We start from the raw sequence: 16,822 nt of genomic DNA on the forward strand, positions 1-16,822 counted from the left end.
GACTCCTCACAGGTTAACTATAAAGCGCTCTCCCCTCAGGAAGAGCGCCCAATAACATTTAAGCCATAACCGAGAAGGTGATGTCATCGAACAGCATGTAGGAAAACCGTCGGTGTTAAGCCTTGGGCGAAGCCGTCCTTAAGCAGCAGGTTCCTACAATCTCCTTACTTCTTCAATCCTTTAACCTTAAGGAATTGCTCGAATTGTTTGGTTACTTCCGCTACGTATTTCTCTTCGCCCGCTTCCTTCAGCTTGCCGTAAAGTGCAGGCCAGGTTTCTTCGAAATCGAGTGTTCCAGTAACCAGTCCCCGTTTGTATTCCCCCCAGACAGCGTTAAGGTTGGCGATCTCCGTATTCACCGGCTCGGAATTGAACTTGAAGGCGCCGACTGGATTGACCTCTGAATCGGAATTAATCTTTTTAGTTTCTTCCCAGACATTTTCCGGCTGTCCCTCTTTCAGATAAGAATTGAATACGCTCCCAAAAACCCAGTCCATATTCGGCAGATAACGGGAATCTGCCAGAGCCTTGATGTATTCACCATTGGTCTTCTCATAGTGTTCACCAGCTACGCCGTTGCAGAGCAGATTGTACAGCTCCTTGTCGGTATTCACCAGATTGAGGAACATCATCGCACGTTCCGGATTAGGAGCGGTCCGGCTGATCGATTGGTTGGTCGTAGCCGAATAGCCGTTGGAGAACCAGTCGCTGAGCGGAACTGTAATAACCTCATTGCCGCCGTTTTTGGCCTTGACTTCAGCTTCCACACCGGGCTTTAGTGTAACGTTGAAATCGACTGCGATTTGGCCTTTGACGAGATAATCATTCATTTTTTCCGTAGCTGCATCTTTATAAATATAACCTTCCTTATACCATTTGCTGGCCAGTCGGAAATTGTCCAGCTCTTCCTCCGGATAACGCTGCAGTGTGTAGGTAGGATCATCTGTTTTGATATAGAAATGGTCATCTAGTCCCGGAACTACCCAGTACTTGTCGTCATGTGACTGCGGATTGATGAAAGAAGTGCCGAATAAACCAAATGGAATAATGTCCGATTCATTTTGCTTGATTTGGGCCAAGAACGGTTCAATATCTGCAATTTTCTTGATGGAAGCGGTATCAAGATTATACTTGTCAGCAAAACGTTTCTGGATGATAAATCCGTAACGGGAGCCGTTGATCTGCTGATTCGGGATACCGTAGATTTCCCCGTCGACCGAAAGGCCGTCCCACATCACCTGCGGTACATCCGCCTTCAGCTCCGGTGCGTATTCATCAAGCAGAGCATCCATCGGCTGGATGGCTCCTTTGCGCACCAGCTCTTCCGGCTTCAGCATGTAGCCGGTCCAGAGAATGTCGAACTTCTCCCCCGCCGCAAGCACCGTGTTCATCTTCTGCACATAATCTCCGATCGCAACAGGCATTAGCTTGACTGTGGCATTAATCTTCGCCTTCACGATTTTGTTAACTTCCTCCTGTACCTTCTCCTGGTCGGCCTGAAGCTGTGACAGCGGATAATACCAGGTCAATTCAACCGGCTTCAGCTCGCCTGCGTTTCCTGATTCCGGAGCCGCGCTTTGTGTGCTTTCCGCTCCGCTTCCTTCCGCGCCTTTCCCGGCATTACTGTTGCCACCGTTATTGTTCCCTCCGCAGCCTGACAGCACGGATGCAACGAGCAATACGGATGCCAAAACTCCAAACAGCCTCTTTTTCATGTAAGTGACCTCCTGTACTTTGTACATGTAATTGTATGTTAACCCTTTAGGGAGCCAACCGTAAGTCCTTTAACGAAAAACCGCTGAAAAAACGGGAAGATCACCAGCATCGGTCCGCCGGCAAGCACAGCGATCGCCATACGCGCCGAATTGTTAGGGAAACTCGCCAGATCGATGCCAAGCTGCTGCGTAAATTCCGAGTTCGTAGTCAGAAACTCAATACTGTTGAGCGTCCGAACCAGCAGGAGCTGCAACGGAACTTTATTAGGATCGTCAATGTATAACATCGCGTTGAACCATTCATTCCAGTACGTAAATGAAATCAGGAGACCCAGCGTAGCTAGTGCTGGCGTCGACAGCGGCAAAATAATCTTGAAGAAAATGCGAAATTCCCGCGCTCCGTCAATTTTGGCTGATTCAATGATCTCAAGGGGAATTTTGGACATGAAGCCCTTCATGACCATGATGTTAAACGGTGACAGCAGGATAGGAAGAATCAGCGCCAGCAGGCTATCTTTCAGATGCAAATATTGCGTAATGAGAATGTAGGAAGAAACGAGTCCCCCGCTAAACAGCATGGTGAAAAATACATAAAATGTGGTCACCCGGTTATACCGATAATCCTGCCTTGAAATGACGTATGCGGTCATCGCAGTCAGCAGCAGCCCGGCTAATGCGCCAATCACGGTCACCATGAGCGTCACTCCGTAAGCCCGGAGCAGAATGTCGGGAGCGTCCAGCAGATAGCGATAGGCATCCAGACTGAACGATTTAGGGATAAACTGATACCCGTTTTCGGTCAGCGACTTTTCATCCGTAAGCGACACTGCTATAACGAGCAGAAAAGGCAGGACGACCACCAGCGAGAGCACCGTAAACAGCAGGTTAATAAATAGCTTGGAAAATTCGAATTTCTTGGACACTTTCAGGGCACCTCCTTACCATAAGGAATGATCGGGATTGATTCTGCGCACGATTCGGTTTGCACTCAGCACCAGCACCAGACCGACAACCGACTGATAGAAACCTGTAGCCGCAGACATACTCACATTGCCGACTTCGCGCAGCGCACGGTACACATAGGTGTCAATGATATCGGTAGAACCGTAGAGAAAGCCTGAGTTATTCGGTATAAAATAATGCAGGCCAAAGTCGCCGCGGAACATGTTGCCAATGGACAGGATCAGCATAATAATGACCAGCGGAGCCAGCAGCGGAATGGTGATTTTGAACGCCATCTGCCTTTTGGTTGCCCCGTCGATCCGCGCCGCCTCGTAATATTCGCTGTTAATACCTATGATGCCGGCAAAATAAATCAGCGTGTTGAACCCTACCACTTTCCATAATTGAACCATGATAAGAATCACCGGCCACGGTGTAGCATTCTGATACCAACTTACCGGGTCCAGACCGAAGGATTCCAGCGTACGATTGATAAAGCCGTCAGAATGGTTCAAAAAGGCGTACGCCACGTAACCCACCAGTACCCAGGAAAGAAAGTGGGGCAGAAACAAGGCTGTCTGGTAGAACTTGCTCCACTTTGCCTTGATTTCGTTCATGAGAATCGCCAGCAGCAGCGCTGCCGAGGTGCCTACCAGAATGTAAGCGATGTTATAAAGAACTGTATTACGGGTAATCCGCCACGCTGTGTCGGTAGTGAATAAATAACGGAAGTTATCCAGACCTACCCACTTGCTGCCGAAGATTCCGAGATCATACCGGTAATTTTTGAAGGCGATAATCAAGCCGATCATTGGAATATAGGCAAAAATCAATTTGTACAGTAATCCCGGCAGTGAGAGTAGAAACAGCTCCCGGTTATTCCGGAAATGATGAAGCTCTCTTCCGATCCAATTCTTTTTGCGCGTTCCGGGCGGCACACCTGAATTTGCTCTTTGATCCGCTAGTGGAACCTTATTCAACATAACCCAAGCCCCTTCCTTTCCTTCCTTAGCTGCAGCTGTTTGCCTGTGTTCCAGGCTTTGCACGACTAACAATAGCGCAGAATCAAGCTTTGGCGTTACTGTACAATTGCAAGATTGCTGTAAAGAGGGACTGTATTGTTGCCAGTTTACTGTTCTGGCCGGGCGGAGATGAAGCAGCGGGTAATAGAAAGATAATTTATAGCGGGGGTCTTTTAGATTCCTTTAGTTAGCAAAAAGCCCGCTAAATGAACAGGGTTCATTTGCGGGCTGACTTAAGTATAAATTTCACAGGTTATCTGCTACGGTCAATGGCAGATTTCAGTCGGTACTCCTTCGGTGTCGTTCCATAACGCCGTTTGAATAAACGGTAGAAATAGCTTTCATTCCCGAACCCGACCTTTTCCATAATTTCAGTTACGGTTAAGTCCTTCTGTTCCAGGCACTCTCTGGCACTGCTCAAACGCGCTGCGTTAATCTGGTCAACAACGGTCGTTCCTTCCTGCGCTTTGAAGACTTGGCCCAGATAGACGGAGCTCATCTTGAGCATGTCGGCAATCCGCTGCACATTAAGATCTGGATCGGCATAATGCTTGTCGATAATTTCCTTCACTGTTTCTGCGAGCAGCCTGTTCTTATCTTCACGCCCGCTCTTGCGCTGCCCTGTGACCTCGCGTACAACCTCCAGGAGTACGCCCTCAATCTCATCCAGTGTCTCTTTTTCAAGAATACGACGGTTAATGGCCTGCAGGTTGTAAGGCACCGGATTGACGTTACGATTGTTCATCTCGCCAAGCGTATTGCTTAATGTAACCGCAAGATGAAGTACCGCAGAGAACATATTTTCGAAACTGAAGCCGCCGAGCAGCTCCCTCCATTTGCGTATCGCTTGCTCCGTCTCCGCCAGATCCCCGCCCTTCAATCCTTCCGTCAGCTGCCTTTCCAGCTCCTGCGGGATGCGAAGGGATTCATTCTCCTCATTCTCCCGAAGCATTTCAGGTTCAAGCACTACTCCCTTGCCGAAAATCATCCGGTAATTGGAGTGGCGAATGGCTAGATTATAATGCTCCGATATACACCGGTAATCTGTGAACAATTCGCTCAGCGTAACCGTAAAGGTAATATGGTAATAGTCAAAAATAGTCTGCTGAAGCGCTCTAAAGCGCTCATCCAGCTTCGTAAGTGTCCCTGCTTCACTGCCGACGATGAAGACAAGATGGCCGCTTTTCATGTCCGCCGCTTCGCAGGACCCTTCAAGCCGCAACAGCTCCTGACCGATATTGGCAATGGCAAAGTAAAGCAGGGATTCCATCGGCAGTCCCGGATCTGCCGCAAGTCCCTGCAGATTGTCGATCTGCACCAAGGCTAGTCGCAGAGGCGACGGAAATACGATGTCAATTCCGTGCTGCTTTCTGATCTGCAGGAATGCCTGTTCATCAATACTGCCGCTTGACCCGATCAGACTCCGCAGCTGGTAAAGCTTAGCGATATTCGACTGCGATGCCCGTTCCAGCTCCAGACCCTTCAGCTTGCTGATCATCTCAGTTACGTTGGCTGCAATCAGCGACAGCTCATCCTTCGCCTGCGGGACGCCGCGTACATCCTGCGGCACCAGCGTCAGCAGCTGGCCCACCGGCTTATACAGCCGCAATGCAAAGAAAACGGACAGCAGGATAGCGAGCAGGACTACAGACAGCGTGACCGCTACCTCCGTCCATTTCATCTGCCGGACGCTGTCCAGCACAACATCGTAGTCCTGCATACTGACGATCTGCCAGTTATTCATCGCTTTGCTCAGATAAGTGACCTTATATTTCCTTTCTCCATACGTATAGTTAAAAGAATTAAGAACCGTATCCGAGGAGGAAATCCGCGGCAGCAAATCCGCCTTGATGTTTAGCCCGTCAGGCAGCTGCCCGTTGGTAGAAATAAGCACCTCGCCTTCGCTGTCCGTGATAAAGAGCACATCATTTTCCCGCTCCGCTACATGATTAAGCGCTTTCATATTATCCAGCATCCAACCCGGCTTCACCGTTAAAATCAGCACATTGTCATTGATAGAACCAAGAGACTCCCCGTCATAAATGAATGTAGCAAACACATCAATCCCCCCGTCCTTTCCGTCAAGGTCCAGCGGAATCAGCTGCAGCTTCGGCAGATCAGCCCGGGAGTTCATGTATTTCTTCAAGGAATCGTAAAGAAGACTATTGTTAATTTCATGATTCAGCGAGGAGAAGAACCGGTGCTGGGCACCGTTGTAAAAGACAGCTGCATGCAAATACGGGGAAGCCGCCACTGTATGGTTTAGGCGCTCGATCTTGAGAATGCTCTGTTTGTAATCTGCGCCGGACTTCAGCGCGAGCAGCTCTTCATCATTATAAAGGGATACTGCCAGATCCTTAACGATACCATTCATATTCTCTATATTGTAGTTAATTTGGGTAAGCAGCTTCCGGTCGGCTTCGTTCTGCAGGCTAAGTACCTTGCCGCGGGCGCTCGAGTTCACAACCAGCGAAGCGACCGCCAGAACGGCGACAACAAGCATAAAGCTGAGCAAAATCCGCTGTAGATATTTGCGCGAACGGATTGTCTGCAGTACATTCATGTGTCCTCACTCCCTGATTTTAGGGTGACCTTAATATAATCCCGCCTTGTTTTGCTTGTCAATCCGCGTTTTCGCGGGCCGCCTCCCGCGAATCCTCTGCATCCGACAGGTTATCCGGCTCTGCGTGGAACAAATCCCGCAGAAGTATGCGTGCTATAATCCTATGTCCTGATACATCCGGATGGATACCATCGCCATATCTATACGAGGCATTAACCGACCTCTCATGCCGGATATGCTCCAGCAGCGGTGTGCGCAGATCGATGACGCCATCAGCGGGACAGCCCCCGCTTAGCAGCCAGTCCGCATAACGCTCCAGCACATGATCGTAATCTCTGTAGGGCGCCAAATAGCTGAAATCATCCGCTTCCGCCGGCTGCAGCGTACCGTTCATTGACGGGGCGTCGAATGGCGGCGGTGTCATCAGCACGACTTTGGCCCCTGCTTCCCGAATTTGTGTGCTCAGCCGCAGCATCCCCGCCTGATAGGCTGCAAAACGTTCTTCCGAAAAGGGATGATAAATCCCGTCATTCATCCCGTAGCAGGCTGCGACCACACTGGGAGAGGCTTCTTTAAGCTCCCTTGACAGCCGGTTATGAACACAGGGCCGCGGAAAAGGATGAGTGGCTTCGCTAAGTCCCGAAGCCGTCTCGCTGGGAACACCGCAAGGGACCAGTTCTACCGTCCAATCCGGACGGTGCACCTGCAGCCACTCCCGGGTTAAGCGGATATATAGACCGTCAGCCGTAATGCTGTCCCCTAGAAATAGAATCTGGGAATCTGCGGAATCTTTTGTTACCTTGTCAGTAAATAGATGCAACATATTTATCCCTCCTGACCATCGCGCAGATCTCCCGCTTGGCCGAAGCCAGGCGATGCCACGCATTCTAATGGTAGCGCCGGCTGTCCTTTTTCGCCTTGACGATTTCGACCTTCTTTAGCATAATATGGCCATGACAACCAAAATATTTGCACAGGACATCGGACTTGAACCCGGTTTCACTTTTAGAATCCAGAAATGTCCGCTGACCCATGATTACTATGTCCACAGCCATGACTTCTCCGAGCTGGTCGTCATTCTGTCAGGAAACGCCGTGCATATCATTGAGGGGAGAGAGTATCCAGTCACTGCCGGCCAGGTTTTTCTGATCCACAGCGATGTTTCCCATGGTTACAAGGATGTCGAAGGCATCGAATACTTTAATGTGATGTTCCAACCTGAGCAGCTGCTGCAGCAGTCCGAGCTCAGACTGATGCCGGGCTTTCAGGCATTATTTTACATCGAACCTTTTTACCGGAAAGAAATGTATTTCAAAGGTATGCTCTCCCTTGAAGCAGAACAACTCTTGGAGGCTACACGGCTGCTGGATAATATCCTCGAAGAGCATGACCGGCAGCCTGAAGGGTACAGGCTGATGATCCGCACCTATTTTACTGCTCTGGTAGGCATGCTATCACGCTATTACCAAACCAGCAGCGGACACAAGGATAACAAGGCGCTGCGGATCGGTGAGACAGTCACCTATATCGAAGAGCATTTTCTACAGCCAATCACCTTGCAATCCATGGCGGATATGGCTTATATGTCAACCCGCCAGTTTCTGAGAGTCTTCACCCGCAATTATCAGACCACCCCAATGGACTATGTCATCCGTAAGCGGCTGGACTATTCCTGCACGCTGTTGCGCAGCCCCGGACTTACGATTTCCCAGGTGGCCATGGACAGCGGCTTTCATGACCAGAACTATTACTCCCGCCAGTTCCGCAAAGTATTTAACTGTACACCCAGCGAATACCGAGAGAGAAATCAGGAATCCTGCCGGATCCCAAGGAACTCCTAGAGCTCCAGCGCATCGTTCACGTCAGTAGCATCTTCCTTTTGGCGCAGCCGCCGCCGGTACGCTCCGGGCGTTACACCGAATCTTGCGCTGAACAAACGTGTCATGTAGTTTGGATCGTGAATGCCCACCCGTTCGGCGATTTCGGAGATGCCCAGCACCGTACCGCTTAGCAGTTTCTTGGCTTCTTCCAGGCGCCGCTGCAGCACGTACTGTAGCGGTGTGGTTCCAATATGCTGTTTCATGCACCTCGTAATATAATCCGCCTGGAAGTGCAGCTCCTCCTCGAGTGCCGCAAGGTTAAATGGCTGTCTCCATTGAATATCTAGATAGGCAGCGGCTGCCCGGGCCAGCCGGACCGCCGGCTCCGGCAGGGAAGTCCGCGCACATTCCTCTTGCAGTGCCGCCAGCAGCCCAGCCAGCAGCAGATGAAGCCGGAGTGCGTTCTCAGCATTCAGCCGGCTATGGATCTCGTTCATCTCATGCAAGATCGGCTCCAATGCTTCTACGTCAACAGTGGCGTACTTAGGCATGTATAGACGCTGTTGTACAGAGGGCTCCTCATCCTCTACCGTTCCTTTGGCCAGCAGCGACGACCATGGAATGTCCTCCCGCCGGATATGAGCCGGCTTACATCCATGGATGAAGTGCACCCAGTAAATCTCCGTATCCTCCCCGCAAGCCCGATACCCATCATGCAGCAGCCCTGCCTCCAGCACCAGCAGTTTTCCCGGACCCACTGCATAATCCCTGCCCTCTTCTGTCATATAGAGTGTTCCCCGTTTGACCAGCAGCAGATCATACACACCGAAGGTGCGGGCGAAATGCCGGTCTCCCGGCGACCAGACGGCATGTCCCACCGTGACAAATTGCGGCAGCGGAGGTATCGCGAATTCCAGGCACAGCACCATATATCTCTCCTGTCAAAGTCGATTTTATGCTATTCCAAGTCTATATTATCACTGGCTGCTCCGGCAGAAAAGAGTTACATTGACTGGGAACCCGCTTTTCATCCAATTAGATAAGGGGCTGTATATCCATGCGCTTTCGTCAGGTTCACCTTGATTTCCATACTTCTGAAGCCATTCCCGGCATAGCCAATGAATTCTCCAAATCCCAGTTTCAGTCCATGCTGCGTGCCGGTCATGTAGACTCTATCACTGTGTTCTCCAAATGCCATCACGGGTGGGCTTATCATCCCAGCGAAGCCAATGAAATCCATCCGCAGCTCTCTTTTGATCTGCTGGGGGAGATGATCACCGCAGCTCATGATATCGGAGTACTGACGCCGGTATATTTGTCGGCTGGTCTTGACGAGAAGCTTGCTCGCCGGCATCCCGAGTGGCTGATCCGCGATGCAGAGGACCGCACACGCTGGGTGAAGGACTTTATGACACCGGGTTACCACGAATTTTGCCTTAACACGCCTTATCTGGACATTTTACTGGCGCAAATCCATGAAGTGGTCTCCCGGTATGACTCCGACGGTATCTTTCTTGATATCGTCGGCGTCCGTAAATGCCGCTGCCAGTATTGCGTTGACGCACTTCGTGCCTCAGGCCTGGACCCCCGCGACGAGGCTTCAGTCATTGCCTTGGGCGAGCAGACTTATCTGAATTATGCACGCCGCGTCCGGGAGACAATCGATGCTGTGAAGCCTGGTCTACCGGTCTATCACAACAACGGTCATCAGCAGCGGGGCCGCCGAGATCTCGTGCAGGTCAATAGCCATCTCGAGCTTGAGTCGCTCCCTACCGGAGGCTGGGGCTACGATCACTTCCCGCTGTCAGCACGGTACGCCCAGACGCTGGGCATGAAATTTCTCGGTATGACCGGCAAATTCCATACCTCCTGGGGTGAATTCGGCGGATACAAGCATCCGAATGCGCTGCGGTTTGAAGCAGCTCTCAGTCTGGCCCACGGTGCCAAATGCTCCATTGGTGATCAGCTTCATCCTTCAGGCATAATGGATGAAGCGACCTATGCCCTGATCGGCGCTGCCTACGCTGAGGTGGAGGCGAAAGAGCAGTGGTGCAGCGGGGTTGAGTCCGTTGCAGACATTGCCGTCTTATCCCTGGAGGCGGCACGTGAGGCCTGCCCCGACGGGCAGGCATTGAGAGGAGCGCGCAATCTGGCTGACGCGGGTGCGGTACGCATGCTTACAGAGGGCCATTATCTGTTCGACATCGTAGATACCTTCAGCGATTTTTCCGCTTATAAGGTACTGATACTACCGGATGAGGTACCGGTATGGCCGGAGTTAGCCACCGCTATTGAAATCTTCACAGCTGGAGGAGGTAAAGTGCTCGCCACCGGGCGTTCAGGTCTGAACACAGCAGGCGATGCGTTTGCACTGAACCTGGGTATCAACTGGCTGGGAACCAATCCTTACCGGCCAGCTTATTTCTATCCGCATTTCACACCGGGGGCTCTGCTGCCAGCCTCCTACGTAATGTACGGCGAAGGTCAGCTTGTGGAATTGCATGACGGACAATCACTGGGTAATCTGGAGAATCCATATTTCAACCGCGATGTATTCACCTTTTGTTCACATCAACACACGCCTGGTACCAGGGAAGACAATGGACCAGGCATGGTCGAAAGCAGCAATGGAATCTATATCGCTTGGGATGTGTTCAGCGAATATGCGGAAGCAGGCCATCTTATCCTGAAAGAGATGGTGCTTCATGCGCTATCACGGCTGCTCCCCCAGCCTGCCCTGCGCACCAATCTACCGGTCCGGGGAATAGCGACCCTGCAGTATCAGCAGGCGGAGCAGCGCTATGTGAACCATCTGCTTTATGCCTCCCCCGTGCTAAAAGGACGCATTGAAGTTATCGAAGACATCGTGCCGCTACGGGACATTTCTGTCAGCCTGCGTCTTCTATCTCCTGCTCTTGTCCAGCGGGTCTATCTGGCCCCGTCAATGACAGCTCTGCCGTTTACGGTAGGCCAGGATGAAATCTCTTATATAATTCCTTGCTTGGAGAATCACCAGATGGTAGTAATAGAACTGGCACAGGAGAAATATCCAGTAGAGTAAATTCGCTCAATCAAACAGAATCAGGGAGGTCCAGCAACCTATCATGGCTTCTATAACCTCCCTTTTCTTATTGCAATGTCCCCTTCAAAACATAGTCCCTTAGCCGGTCCTCTCCGATTCAGATATAAAAAAATCAACCCATCGCAGATGAGTTGATCCATAACTATATTTTAAACAAAGTTGCTCATAGAAGATCTCAAGCTTAAGCCATTTGCTGTGCCAGTCCTCCCAGTGCACCAAAGACCATGTTCTTCGTCATAGTTGTGCTGTGTTACTGCGCTTCTTTCCAATGGCGTCAGTATGAAAAAAGTTCAGGAATCACCTTAAGTTCAATTCAAAAATCAACATAGCAGAAACCATGAATTAAACAATAAAGATATAATATATTTCAGCAAAGAAAAAGAGTTTATAAGATCGCTTAGTAAGCAATCTTATAAACTCCTTTAGGATGGACTCTCAGGGGCTCGAACCCTGGACAAATAGATTAAGAGTCTACTGCTCTACCAACTGAGCTAAGAGTCCACAATATAATGATTTATCTTATAGAACTTGAAAAGCAAAAGCTCTTAGCATAACGCATAAGAGCTTCGCTTGCTAATTGATACCGGTGAGAGGACTCGAACCTCCACGGTTTCCCTCTCGATTTTGAGTCGAGCGCGTCTGCCATTCCGCCACACCGGCAAATTATTGAGTTAAAAGATGGCGCGCCCTGAGAGATTCGAACTCCCGGCCTTTTGATTCGTAGTCAAACGCTCTATCCAGCTGAGCTAAGGGCGCAAAATTTATATGGAGCGGACGACGGGAATCGAACCCGCGACCCTCGCCTTGGCAAGGCGATGCTCTACCGCTGAGCCACGTCCGCACACGGTATGTATTGATGTCCGACTCACTAAAGAAGTGAGCCATGAAGGACTCGAACCTTCGACACCCTGATTAAAAGTCAGGTGCTCTACCAACTGAGCTAATGGCTCATAAAGCAAGAAAAATGGCGGAACCGACGAGATTCGAACTCGCGATCTCCTGCGTGACAGGCAGGCATGTTAGGCCAACTACACCACGGTTCCAAAAGATATAATTGCTTGATGAAAATTGGTTGCGGGGGCAGGATTTGAACCTGCGGCCTTCGGGTTATGAGCCCGACGAGCTACCGGGCTGCTCCACCCCGCGTCATTAAAAAATATTCAACTACCCATTACAATAAGAAAGCTTCATGGTGGAGGCTGAGGGGATCGAACCCCCGACCCTCTGCTTGTAAGGCAGATGCTCTCCCAGCTGAGCTAAGCCTCCATGTAAAGAAGCAACTCAATTATCATAACACATTCTAACCAGTAATGCAATATTTTATTTCAGAAGAACAATAAGGTTTTAAAGAAATTGGTGACCCGTATGGGATTCGAACCCATGTTACCTCCGTGAAAGGGAGGTGTCTTAACCCCTTGACCAACGGGCCTTATCGAAAACAAAATGTTTTGACAACAAAAAAGATTATATCATGTATTTCGAAGTATAGCAATACATAAATTAAAATACTTTCACTTTTATTCTAAGCAGGCATTAAAGTAATGCCTAGCTTGAGTGATATAAGCTCCACGACTTCAAGAGCTGTGCGGTTGTTCGTGTCTAAATGCGCTCGGAATACGTCCTGGTTCAGTCCTGTGATGCATCTGTCGATCTGTTGAACGGCCCACGAGTCCTTCTCCTCACCTCTACTAGTCAATCGCTTAAGCAGCGTCTCTCGTGAGGCACATAAAGTGAAATGATGAACCTCTAATCCTTCATTCATTAGCTTCCCCACAATCTCTATCCAATAATCTGGGTTGACTATAGTCATAGGTACGATAATCGTCCCACTATATTCGCTAACTATGTATTTTAACATGGAATGATTAATTTCACGCCAAAGGCGATAGTCCTGAAAGTCACTTATTGTCATCACATCGGGAATGTTTGCTCTTATGTAATACCCAACATTCTCTGGATCGTATACAAAGGAATTAGGAAGCCTGCGATGTAATTGATATGCAGTTTCTGTCTTTCCCGCACCAAAAGCTCCATTGATCCATATAATCAAGATGATTCTCCCCCATAAATAATCTATATTTTGAGTGGCCAAGACTAGTCTCCTTAAGACTCTATTAATCACAATATCATAAGAATCCTTTCATGTAATAATGTATTTAATAGATTTAGTTCTTATTGTTTTCTTTAAACCCTTACCTGCAGTTTCTCTGTATAACAAAAAGACCACTGTCGATTACTCAACAGTGGTCTCGCGTGCTTGGCAACGTCCTACTCTCCCAGGACCCTTCGGTCCAAGTACCATCGGCGCTGGAGGGCTTAACGGTCGTGTTCGGGATGGGTACGCGTGGAACCCCTCCGCTATCGCCACCAAACGGGCATTTGCAGTACAAATGCATTATTCAGGTCTCAGCATCGCCAAATGCTGAAAACAAATTCATCATCATACGGTCACTAGTACCATATGGGTTAGAACTTGATTCCTGAAAACTGAATCCGAATTGAATTTGCGTTCGCCCTTCTTACGGGGCCCCCGGAAAGTACTCGGAATTAGCTTCGCAGCTTCTTCTTCACTTTTTGGGGTATTTTTAGGATAAGCCCTCGACCGATTAGTATTGGTCAGCTCCATGCATTACTGCACTTCCACCTCCAACCTATCTACCTCGTCGTCTTCAAGGGGTCTTACTAATTGGGAAATCTCATCTTGAGGGGGGCTTCACGCTTAGATGCTTTCAGCGCTTATCCCGTCCGTACGTAGCTACCCAGCCATGCTTCTGGCGAAACAACTGGTGCACCAGCGGTACGTCCATCCCGGTCCTCTCGTACTAAGGACAGCTCCTCTCAAATTTCCTGCGCCCACGACAGATAGGGACCGAACTGTCTCACGACGTTCTGAACCCAGCTCGCGTACCGCTTTAATGGGCGAACAGCCCAACCCTTGGGACCTACTTCAGCCCCAGGATGCGATGAGCCGACATCGAGGTGCCAAACCTCCCCGTCGATGTGGACTCTTGGGGGAGATAAGCCTGTTATCCCCAGGGTAGCTTTTATCCGTTGAGCGATGGCCCTTCCATGCGGTACCACCGGATCACTAAGTCCGACTTTCGTCCCTGCTCGACTTGTAGGTCTCGCAGTCAAGCTCCCTTATGCCTTTGCACTCTTCGAATGATTTCCAACCATTCTGAGGGAACCTTGGAACGCCTCCGTTACTCTTTAGGAGGCGACCGCCCCAGTCAAACTGCCCGCCTGACACGGTCCCCGTACCCGATTAGGGCACTAGGTTAGAACCTAGATACGATCAGGGTGGTATCCCAACGGCGCCTCCACCGAAGCTTGCGCTCCGATTTCTACGGCTCCCACCTATCCTGTACAGATCGTACCCAAATTCAATATCAAGCTGCAGTAAAGCTCCATGGGGTCTTTCCGTCTTGTCGCGGGTAACCTGCATCTTCACAGGTATTAAAATTTCACCGGATCTCTCGTTGAGACAGCGCCCAAGTCGTTACGCCATTCGTGCGGGTCAGAATTTACCTGACAAGGAATTTCGCTACCTTAGGACCGTTATAGTTACGGCCGCCGTTTACTGGGGCTTCGGTTCATAGCTTCGGGTTACCCCTAACCACTCCCCTTAACCTTCCAGCACCGGGCAGGCGTCAGCCCGTATACTTCGCCTTGCGGCTTCGCACAGACCTGTGTTTTTGCTAAACAGTCGCTTGGGCCTTTTCACTGCGGCCCCCTCGTGCTATTCACACTACCGGGGCACCCCTTCTCCCGAAGTTACGGGGTCATTTTGCCGAGTTCCTTAACGAGAGTTCTTCCGCGCGCCTTAGAATTCTCTTCTCGCCTACCTGTGTCGGTTTGCGGTACGGGCACCTTCTCCTGGCTAGAGGCTTTTCTTGGCAGTGTGAGATCATGACCTTCGCTACTACAATTTTCGCTCCCCATCACAGCCCAGCCTTAACGATGTGCGGATTTGCCTACACATCAGCCTCACTGCTTAGACGGACATATCCATCAGTCCGCGTCACTACCCTCCTGCGTCACCCCATCGCTCATAGCGGATTACGGTGGTACAGTAATTTCAAACTGTTGTCCTTCGACTACGCCTTTCGGCCTCGCCTTAGGTCCCGACTTACCCTGAGCGGACGAGCCTTCCTCAGGAAACCTTGGGCTTTCGGCGGATCAGATTCTCACTGATCTTTTCGTTACTCATACCGGCATTCTCACTTGTATGCTGTCCAGCGCTCCTTACGGTACACCTTCAACCCACATACAACGCTCCCCTACCCCAGATACATACGTATCTAGCCATAGCTTCGGTGGTGTGTTTAGCCCCGTTACATTTTCGGCGCAGAGTCACTCGACCAGTGAGCTATTACGCACTCTTTCAATGGTGGCTGCTTCTAAGCCAACATCCTGGTTGTCTGTGCAACTCCACATCCTTTCCCACTTAACACACACTTGGGGACCTTAGCTGATGGTCTGGGCTGTTTCCCTTTTGACAATGGATCTTAGCACTCACTGTCTGACTCCCGGCAATAAGTATATGGCATTCGGAGTTTGACTGAGCTTGGTAATCCTTGCGGACCCCGCACCCAATCAGTGCTCTACCTCCACTACTCTTATACCGAGGCTAGCCCTAAAGCTATTTCGGGGAGAACCAGCTATCTCCGAGTTCGATTGGAATTTCTCCGCTACCCCCACCTCATCCCCGCACTTTTCAACGTGCGTGGGTTCGGGCCTCCAGTGCGTGTTACCGCACCTTCACCCTGGACAGGGGTAGATCACACGGTTTCGGGTCTACGTCCACATACTCAATCGCCCTATTCAGACTCGCTTTCGCTGCGGCTCCGTCTTCTCGACTTAACCTTGCATGTTAAACGTAACTCGCCGGTTCATTCTACAAAAGGCACGCCATCACCCATAGATAGGGCTCTGACTTTTTGTAAGCACACGGTTTCAGGTTCTATTTCACTCCCCTTCCGGGGTGCTTTTCACCTTTCCCTCACGGTACTGTTTCACTATCGGTCGCCAGGTAGTATTTAGCCTTAGCAGATGGTCCTGCTGGATTCATACGGGGTTTCACGTGCCCCGCACTACTCGGGATCCGTCTCGGAGAGAACACAGTTTAGGCTACAGGGCTTTTACCTCTATCGCGGGCCTTTCCAGACCTCTTCACCTACCATATTCCTTTGTAACTCCATGTGAGACGTCCCACAACCCCTAAGAGCAAGCTCTTAGGTTTAGGCTGTTCCGCGTTCGCTCGCCGCTACTGACGGAATCACTATTGTTTTCTCTTCCTCAGGGTACTTAGATGTTTCAGTTCCCCTGGTCTGCCTCTACATACCCTATGTATTCAGGTATGAGTAACTGCGAATTACCACAGCTGGGTTTCCCCATTCGGACACCCCCGGATCAAAGCTTGCTTACAGCTCCCCGAGGCAGTTTCGTTGTTCGCCACGTCCTTCGTCGGCTCCTGGCGCCTAGGCATCCTCCGTGTGCTCTTATTAGCTTAACCTTGATTTTTCCGCAGGAAAATATCATACGATATCTCTCTTGGAATCATCTCACTAATAACATTTACTTGTTTTACACAAGTTGCTAAAAGATGTTCTAAAACGCAAATTCGTTTCGGTATCCAGTTTTCAAGGATCAAGTCTTACTTGAGAGCTTAAACTCTC

The 16,822-nt window shown here is 50.1% G+C and carries 9 protein-coding genes, 9 tRNA genes and 2 rRNA genes; 2 read left to right on the forward strand and 18 right to left on the reverse strand.

Features of this window, described 5'->3' with window-relative positions:
* Positions 1–164 precede the first annotated feature (164 nt).
* The 5 genes from NST74_RS23150 to NST74_RS23170 all read right to left on the reverse strand — a co-directional run bounded on the left by NST74_RS23150 (position 165) and on the right by NST74_RS23170 (position 7,065).
* Complete coding sequence (locus NST74_RS23150; RefSeq protein WP_341114632.1) at positions 165–1,715, reverse strand: ABC transporter substrate-binding protein; 1,551 nt, start codon at positions 1,713–1,715, stop codon at positions 165–167.
* Between the two features lie 38 nt (positions 1,716–1,753).
* Entirely contained in the window at positions 1,754–2,638 is an 885-nt protein-coding gene (locus NST74_RS23155) for a carbohydrate ABC transporter permease (protein WP_341114633.1), read from the reverse strand.
* A gap of 15 nt (positions 2,639–2,653) precedes the next feature.
* A complete protein-coding gene (locus NST74_RS23160) occupies positions 2,654–3,640 on the reverse strand; it encodes an ABC transporter permease (protein ID WP_341114634.1) in 987 nt (328 codons plus the stop codon).
* Between the two features lie 292 nt (positions 3,641–3,932).
* A complete protein-coding gene (locus NST74_RS23165) occupies positions 3,933–6,242 on the reverse strand; it encodes an AraC family transcriptional regulator (protein WP_341114635.1) in 2,310 nt (769 codons plus the stop codon).
* Positions 6,243–6,300: 58 nt separating this feature from the next.
* Positions 6,301–7,065 (reverse strand): SGNH/GDSL hydrolase family protein, encoded by a 765-nt coding sequence (locus tag NST74_RS23170; RefSeq protein ID WP_341114636.1) that lies wholly within the window; start codon positions 7,063–7,065, stop codon positions 6,301–6,303.
* Positions 7,066–7,195: 130 nt separating this feature from the next.
* Between NST74_RS23170 and NST74_RS23175 the strand changes: the two genes are divergently transcribed.
* Entirely contained in the window at positions 7,196–8,083 is an 888-nt protein-coding gene (locus tag NST74_RS23175; RefSeq protein WP_341114637.1) for an AraC family transcriptional regulator, read from the forward strand.
* Here the strand turns inward: NST74_RS23175 and NST74_RS23180 are convergent.
* Positions 8,080–8,991 carry an AraC family transcriptional regulator gene (locus NST74_RS23180; RefSeq protein WP_341114639.1) on the reverse strand — a complete coding sequence of 304 codons (912 nt, stop codon included), beginning with the start codon at positions 8,989–8,991 and terminating at the stop codon, positions 8,080–8,082. The genes NST74_RS23175 and NST74_RS23180 overlap by 4 nt on opposite strands.
* A 128-nt stretch (positions 8,992–9,119) precedes the next feature.
* Here NST74_RS23180 and NST74_RS23185 point away from each other — a divergent pair, with 128 nt between their 5' ends.
* Positions 9,120–11,123, forward strand: coding sequence for an alpha-amylase family protein (locus NST74_RS23185; protein WP_341114642.1), 2,004 nt, complete (start codon positions 9,120–9,122; stop codon positions 11,121–11,123).
* A 449-nt stretch (positions 11,124–11,572) separates the two neighbouring features.
* Here the strand turns inward: NST74_RS23185 and NST74_RS23190 are convergent.
* The 12 genes from NST74_RS23190 to NST74_RS23245 form a co-directional block, all read right to left on the reverse strand.
* Positions 11,573–11,645 (reverse strand) — tRNA-Lys (locus NST74_RS23190).
* Positions 11,646–11,725: 80 nt separating this feature from the next.
* Positions 11,726–11,804: transfer RNA gene (locus tag NST74_RS23195), tRNA-Leu, on the reverse strand.
* Positions 11,805–11,823: 19 nt separating this feature from the next.
* Positions 11,824–11,900 (reverse strand) — tRNA-Arg (locus NST74_RS23200).
* 10 nt (positions 11,901–11,910) lie between these two features.
* Positions 11,911–11,985, reverse strand: a tRNA-Gly gene (locus NST74_RS23205).
* 36 nt (positions 11,986–12,021) lie between these two features.
* Positions 12,022–12,094, reverse strand: a tRNA-Lys gene (locus NST74_RS23210).
* A 15-nt stretch (positions 12,095–12,109) separates the two neighbouring features.
* Positions 12,110–12,187, reverse strand: a tRNA-Asp gene (locus tag NST74_RS23215).
* A 26-nt stretch (positions 12,188–12,213) separates the two neighbouring features.
* A tRNA-Met gene (locus NST74_RS23220) sits at positions 12,214–12,290 on the reverse strand.
* A gap of 44 nt (positions 12,291–12,334) precedes the next feature.
* Positions 12,335–12,410, reverse strand: a tRNA-Val gene (locus NST74_RS23225).
* Positions 12,411–12,498: 88 nt separating this feature from the next.
* Positions 12,499–12,573: transfer RNA gene (locus tag NST74_RS23230), tRNA-Glu, on the reverse strand.
* 93 nt (positions 12,574–12,666) lie between these two features.
* Complete coding sequence (locus tag NST74_RS23235) at positions 12,667–13,194, reverse strand: AAA family ATPase (RefSeq protein WP_341114645.1); 528 nt, start codon at positions 13,192–13,194, stop codon at positions 12,667–12,669.
* Between the two features lie 205 nt (positions 13,195–13,399).
* A 5S ribosomal RNA gene (gene rrf / locus NST74_RS23240) occupies positions 13,400–13,516 on the reverse strand.
* 214 nt (positions 13,517–13,730) lie between these two features.
* Positions 13,731–16,659: ribosomal RNA gene (locus tag NST74_RS23245) — 23S ribosomal RNA — on the reverse strand.
* Positions 16,660–16,822 lie beyond the last annotated feature (163 nt).

It is taken from the genome of Paenibacillus sp. FSL F4-0125 (genome assembly GCF_038008565.1).
GTDB lineage: Bacteria > Bacillota > Bacilli > Paenibacillales > Paenibacillaceae > Paenibacillus_AQ.

Bases quoted from the DNA above. Each gene is read 5' to 3' on its own strand.
- NST74_RS23150 (WP_341114632.1), bottom strand. From the start codon at position 1,715: ATGAAAAAGAGGCTGTTTGGAGTTTTGGCATCCGTATTGCTCGTTGCA.
- NST74_RS23160 (WP_341114634.1), bottom strand. From the start codon at position 3,640: ATGTTGAATAAGGTTCCACTAGCGGATCAAAGAGCAAATTCAGGTGTG.
- NST74_RS23165 (WP_341114635.1), bottom strand. From the start codon at position 6,242: ATGAATGTACTGCAGACAATCCGTTCGCGCAAATATCTACAGCGGATT.
- NST74_RS23170 (WP_341114636.1), bottom strand. From the start codon at position 7,065: ATGTTGCATCTATTTACTGACAAGGTAACAAAAGATTCCGCAGATTCC.
- NST74_RS23175 (WP_341114637.1), top strand. From the start codon at position 7,196: ATGACAACCAAAATATTTGCACAGGACATCGGACTTGAACCCGGTTTC.
- NST74_RS23180 (WP_341114639.1), bottom strand. From the start codon at position 8,991: ATGGTGCTGTGCCTGGAATTCGCGATACCTCCGCTGCCGCAATTTGTC.
- NST74_RS23185 (WP_341114642.1), top strand. From the start codon at position 9,120: ATGCGCTTTCGTCAGGTTCACCTTGATTTCCATACTTCTGAAGCCATT.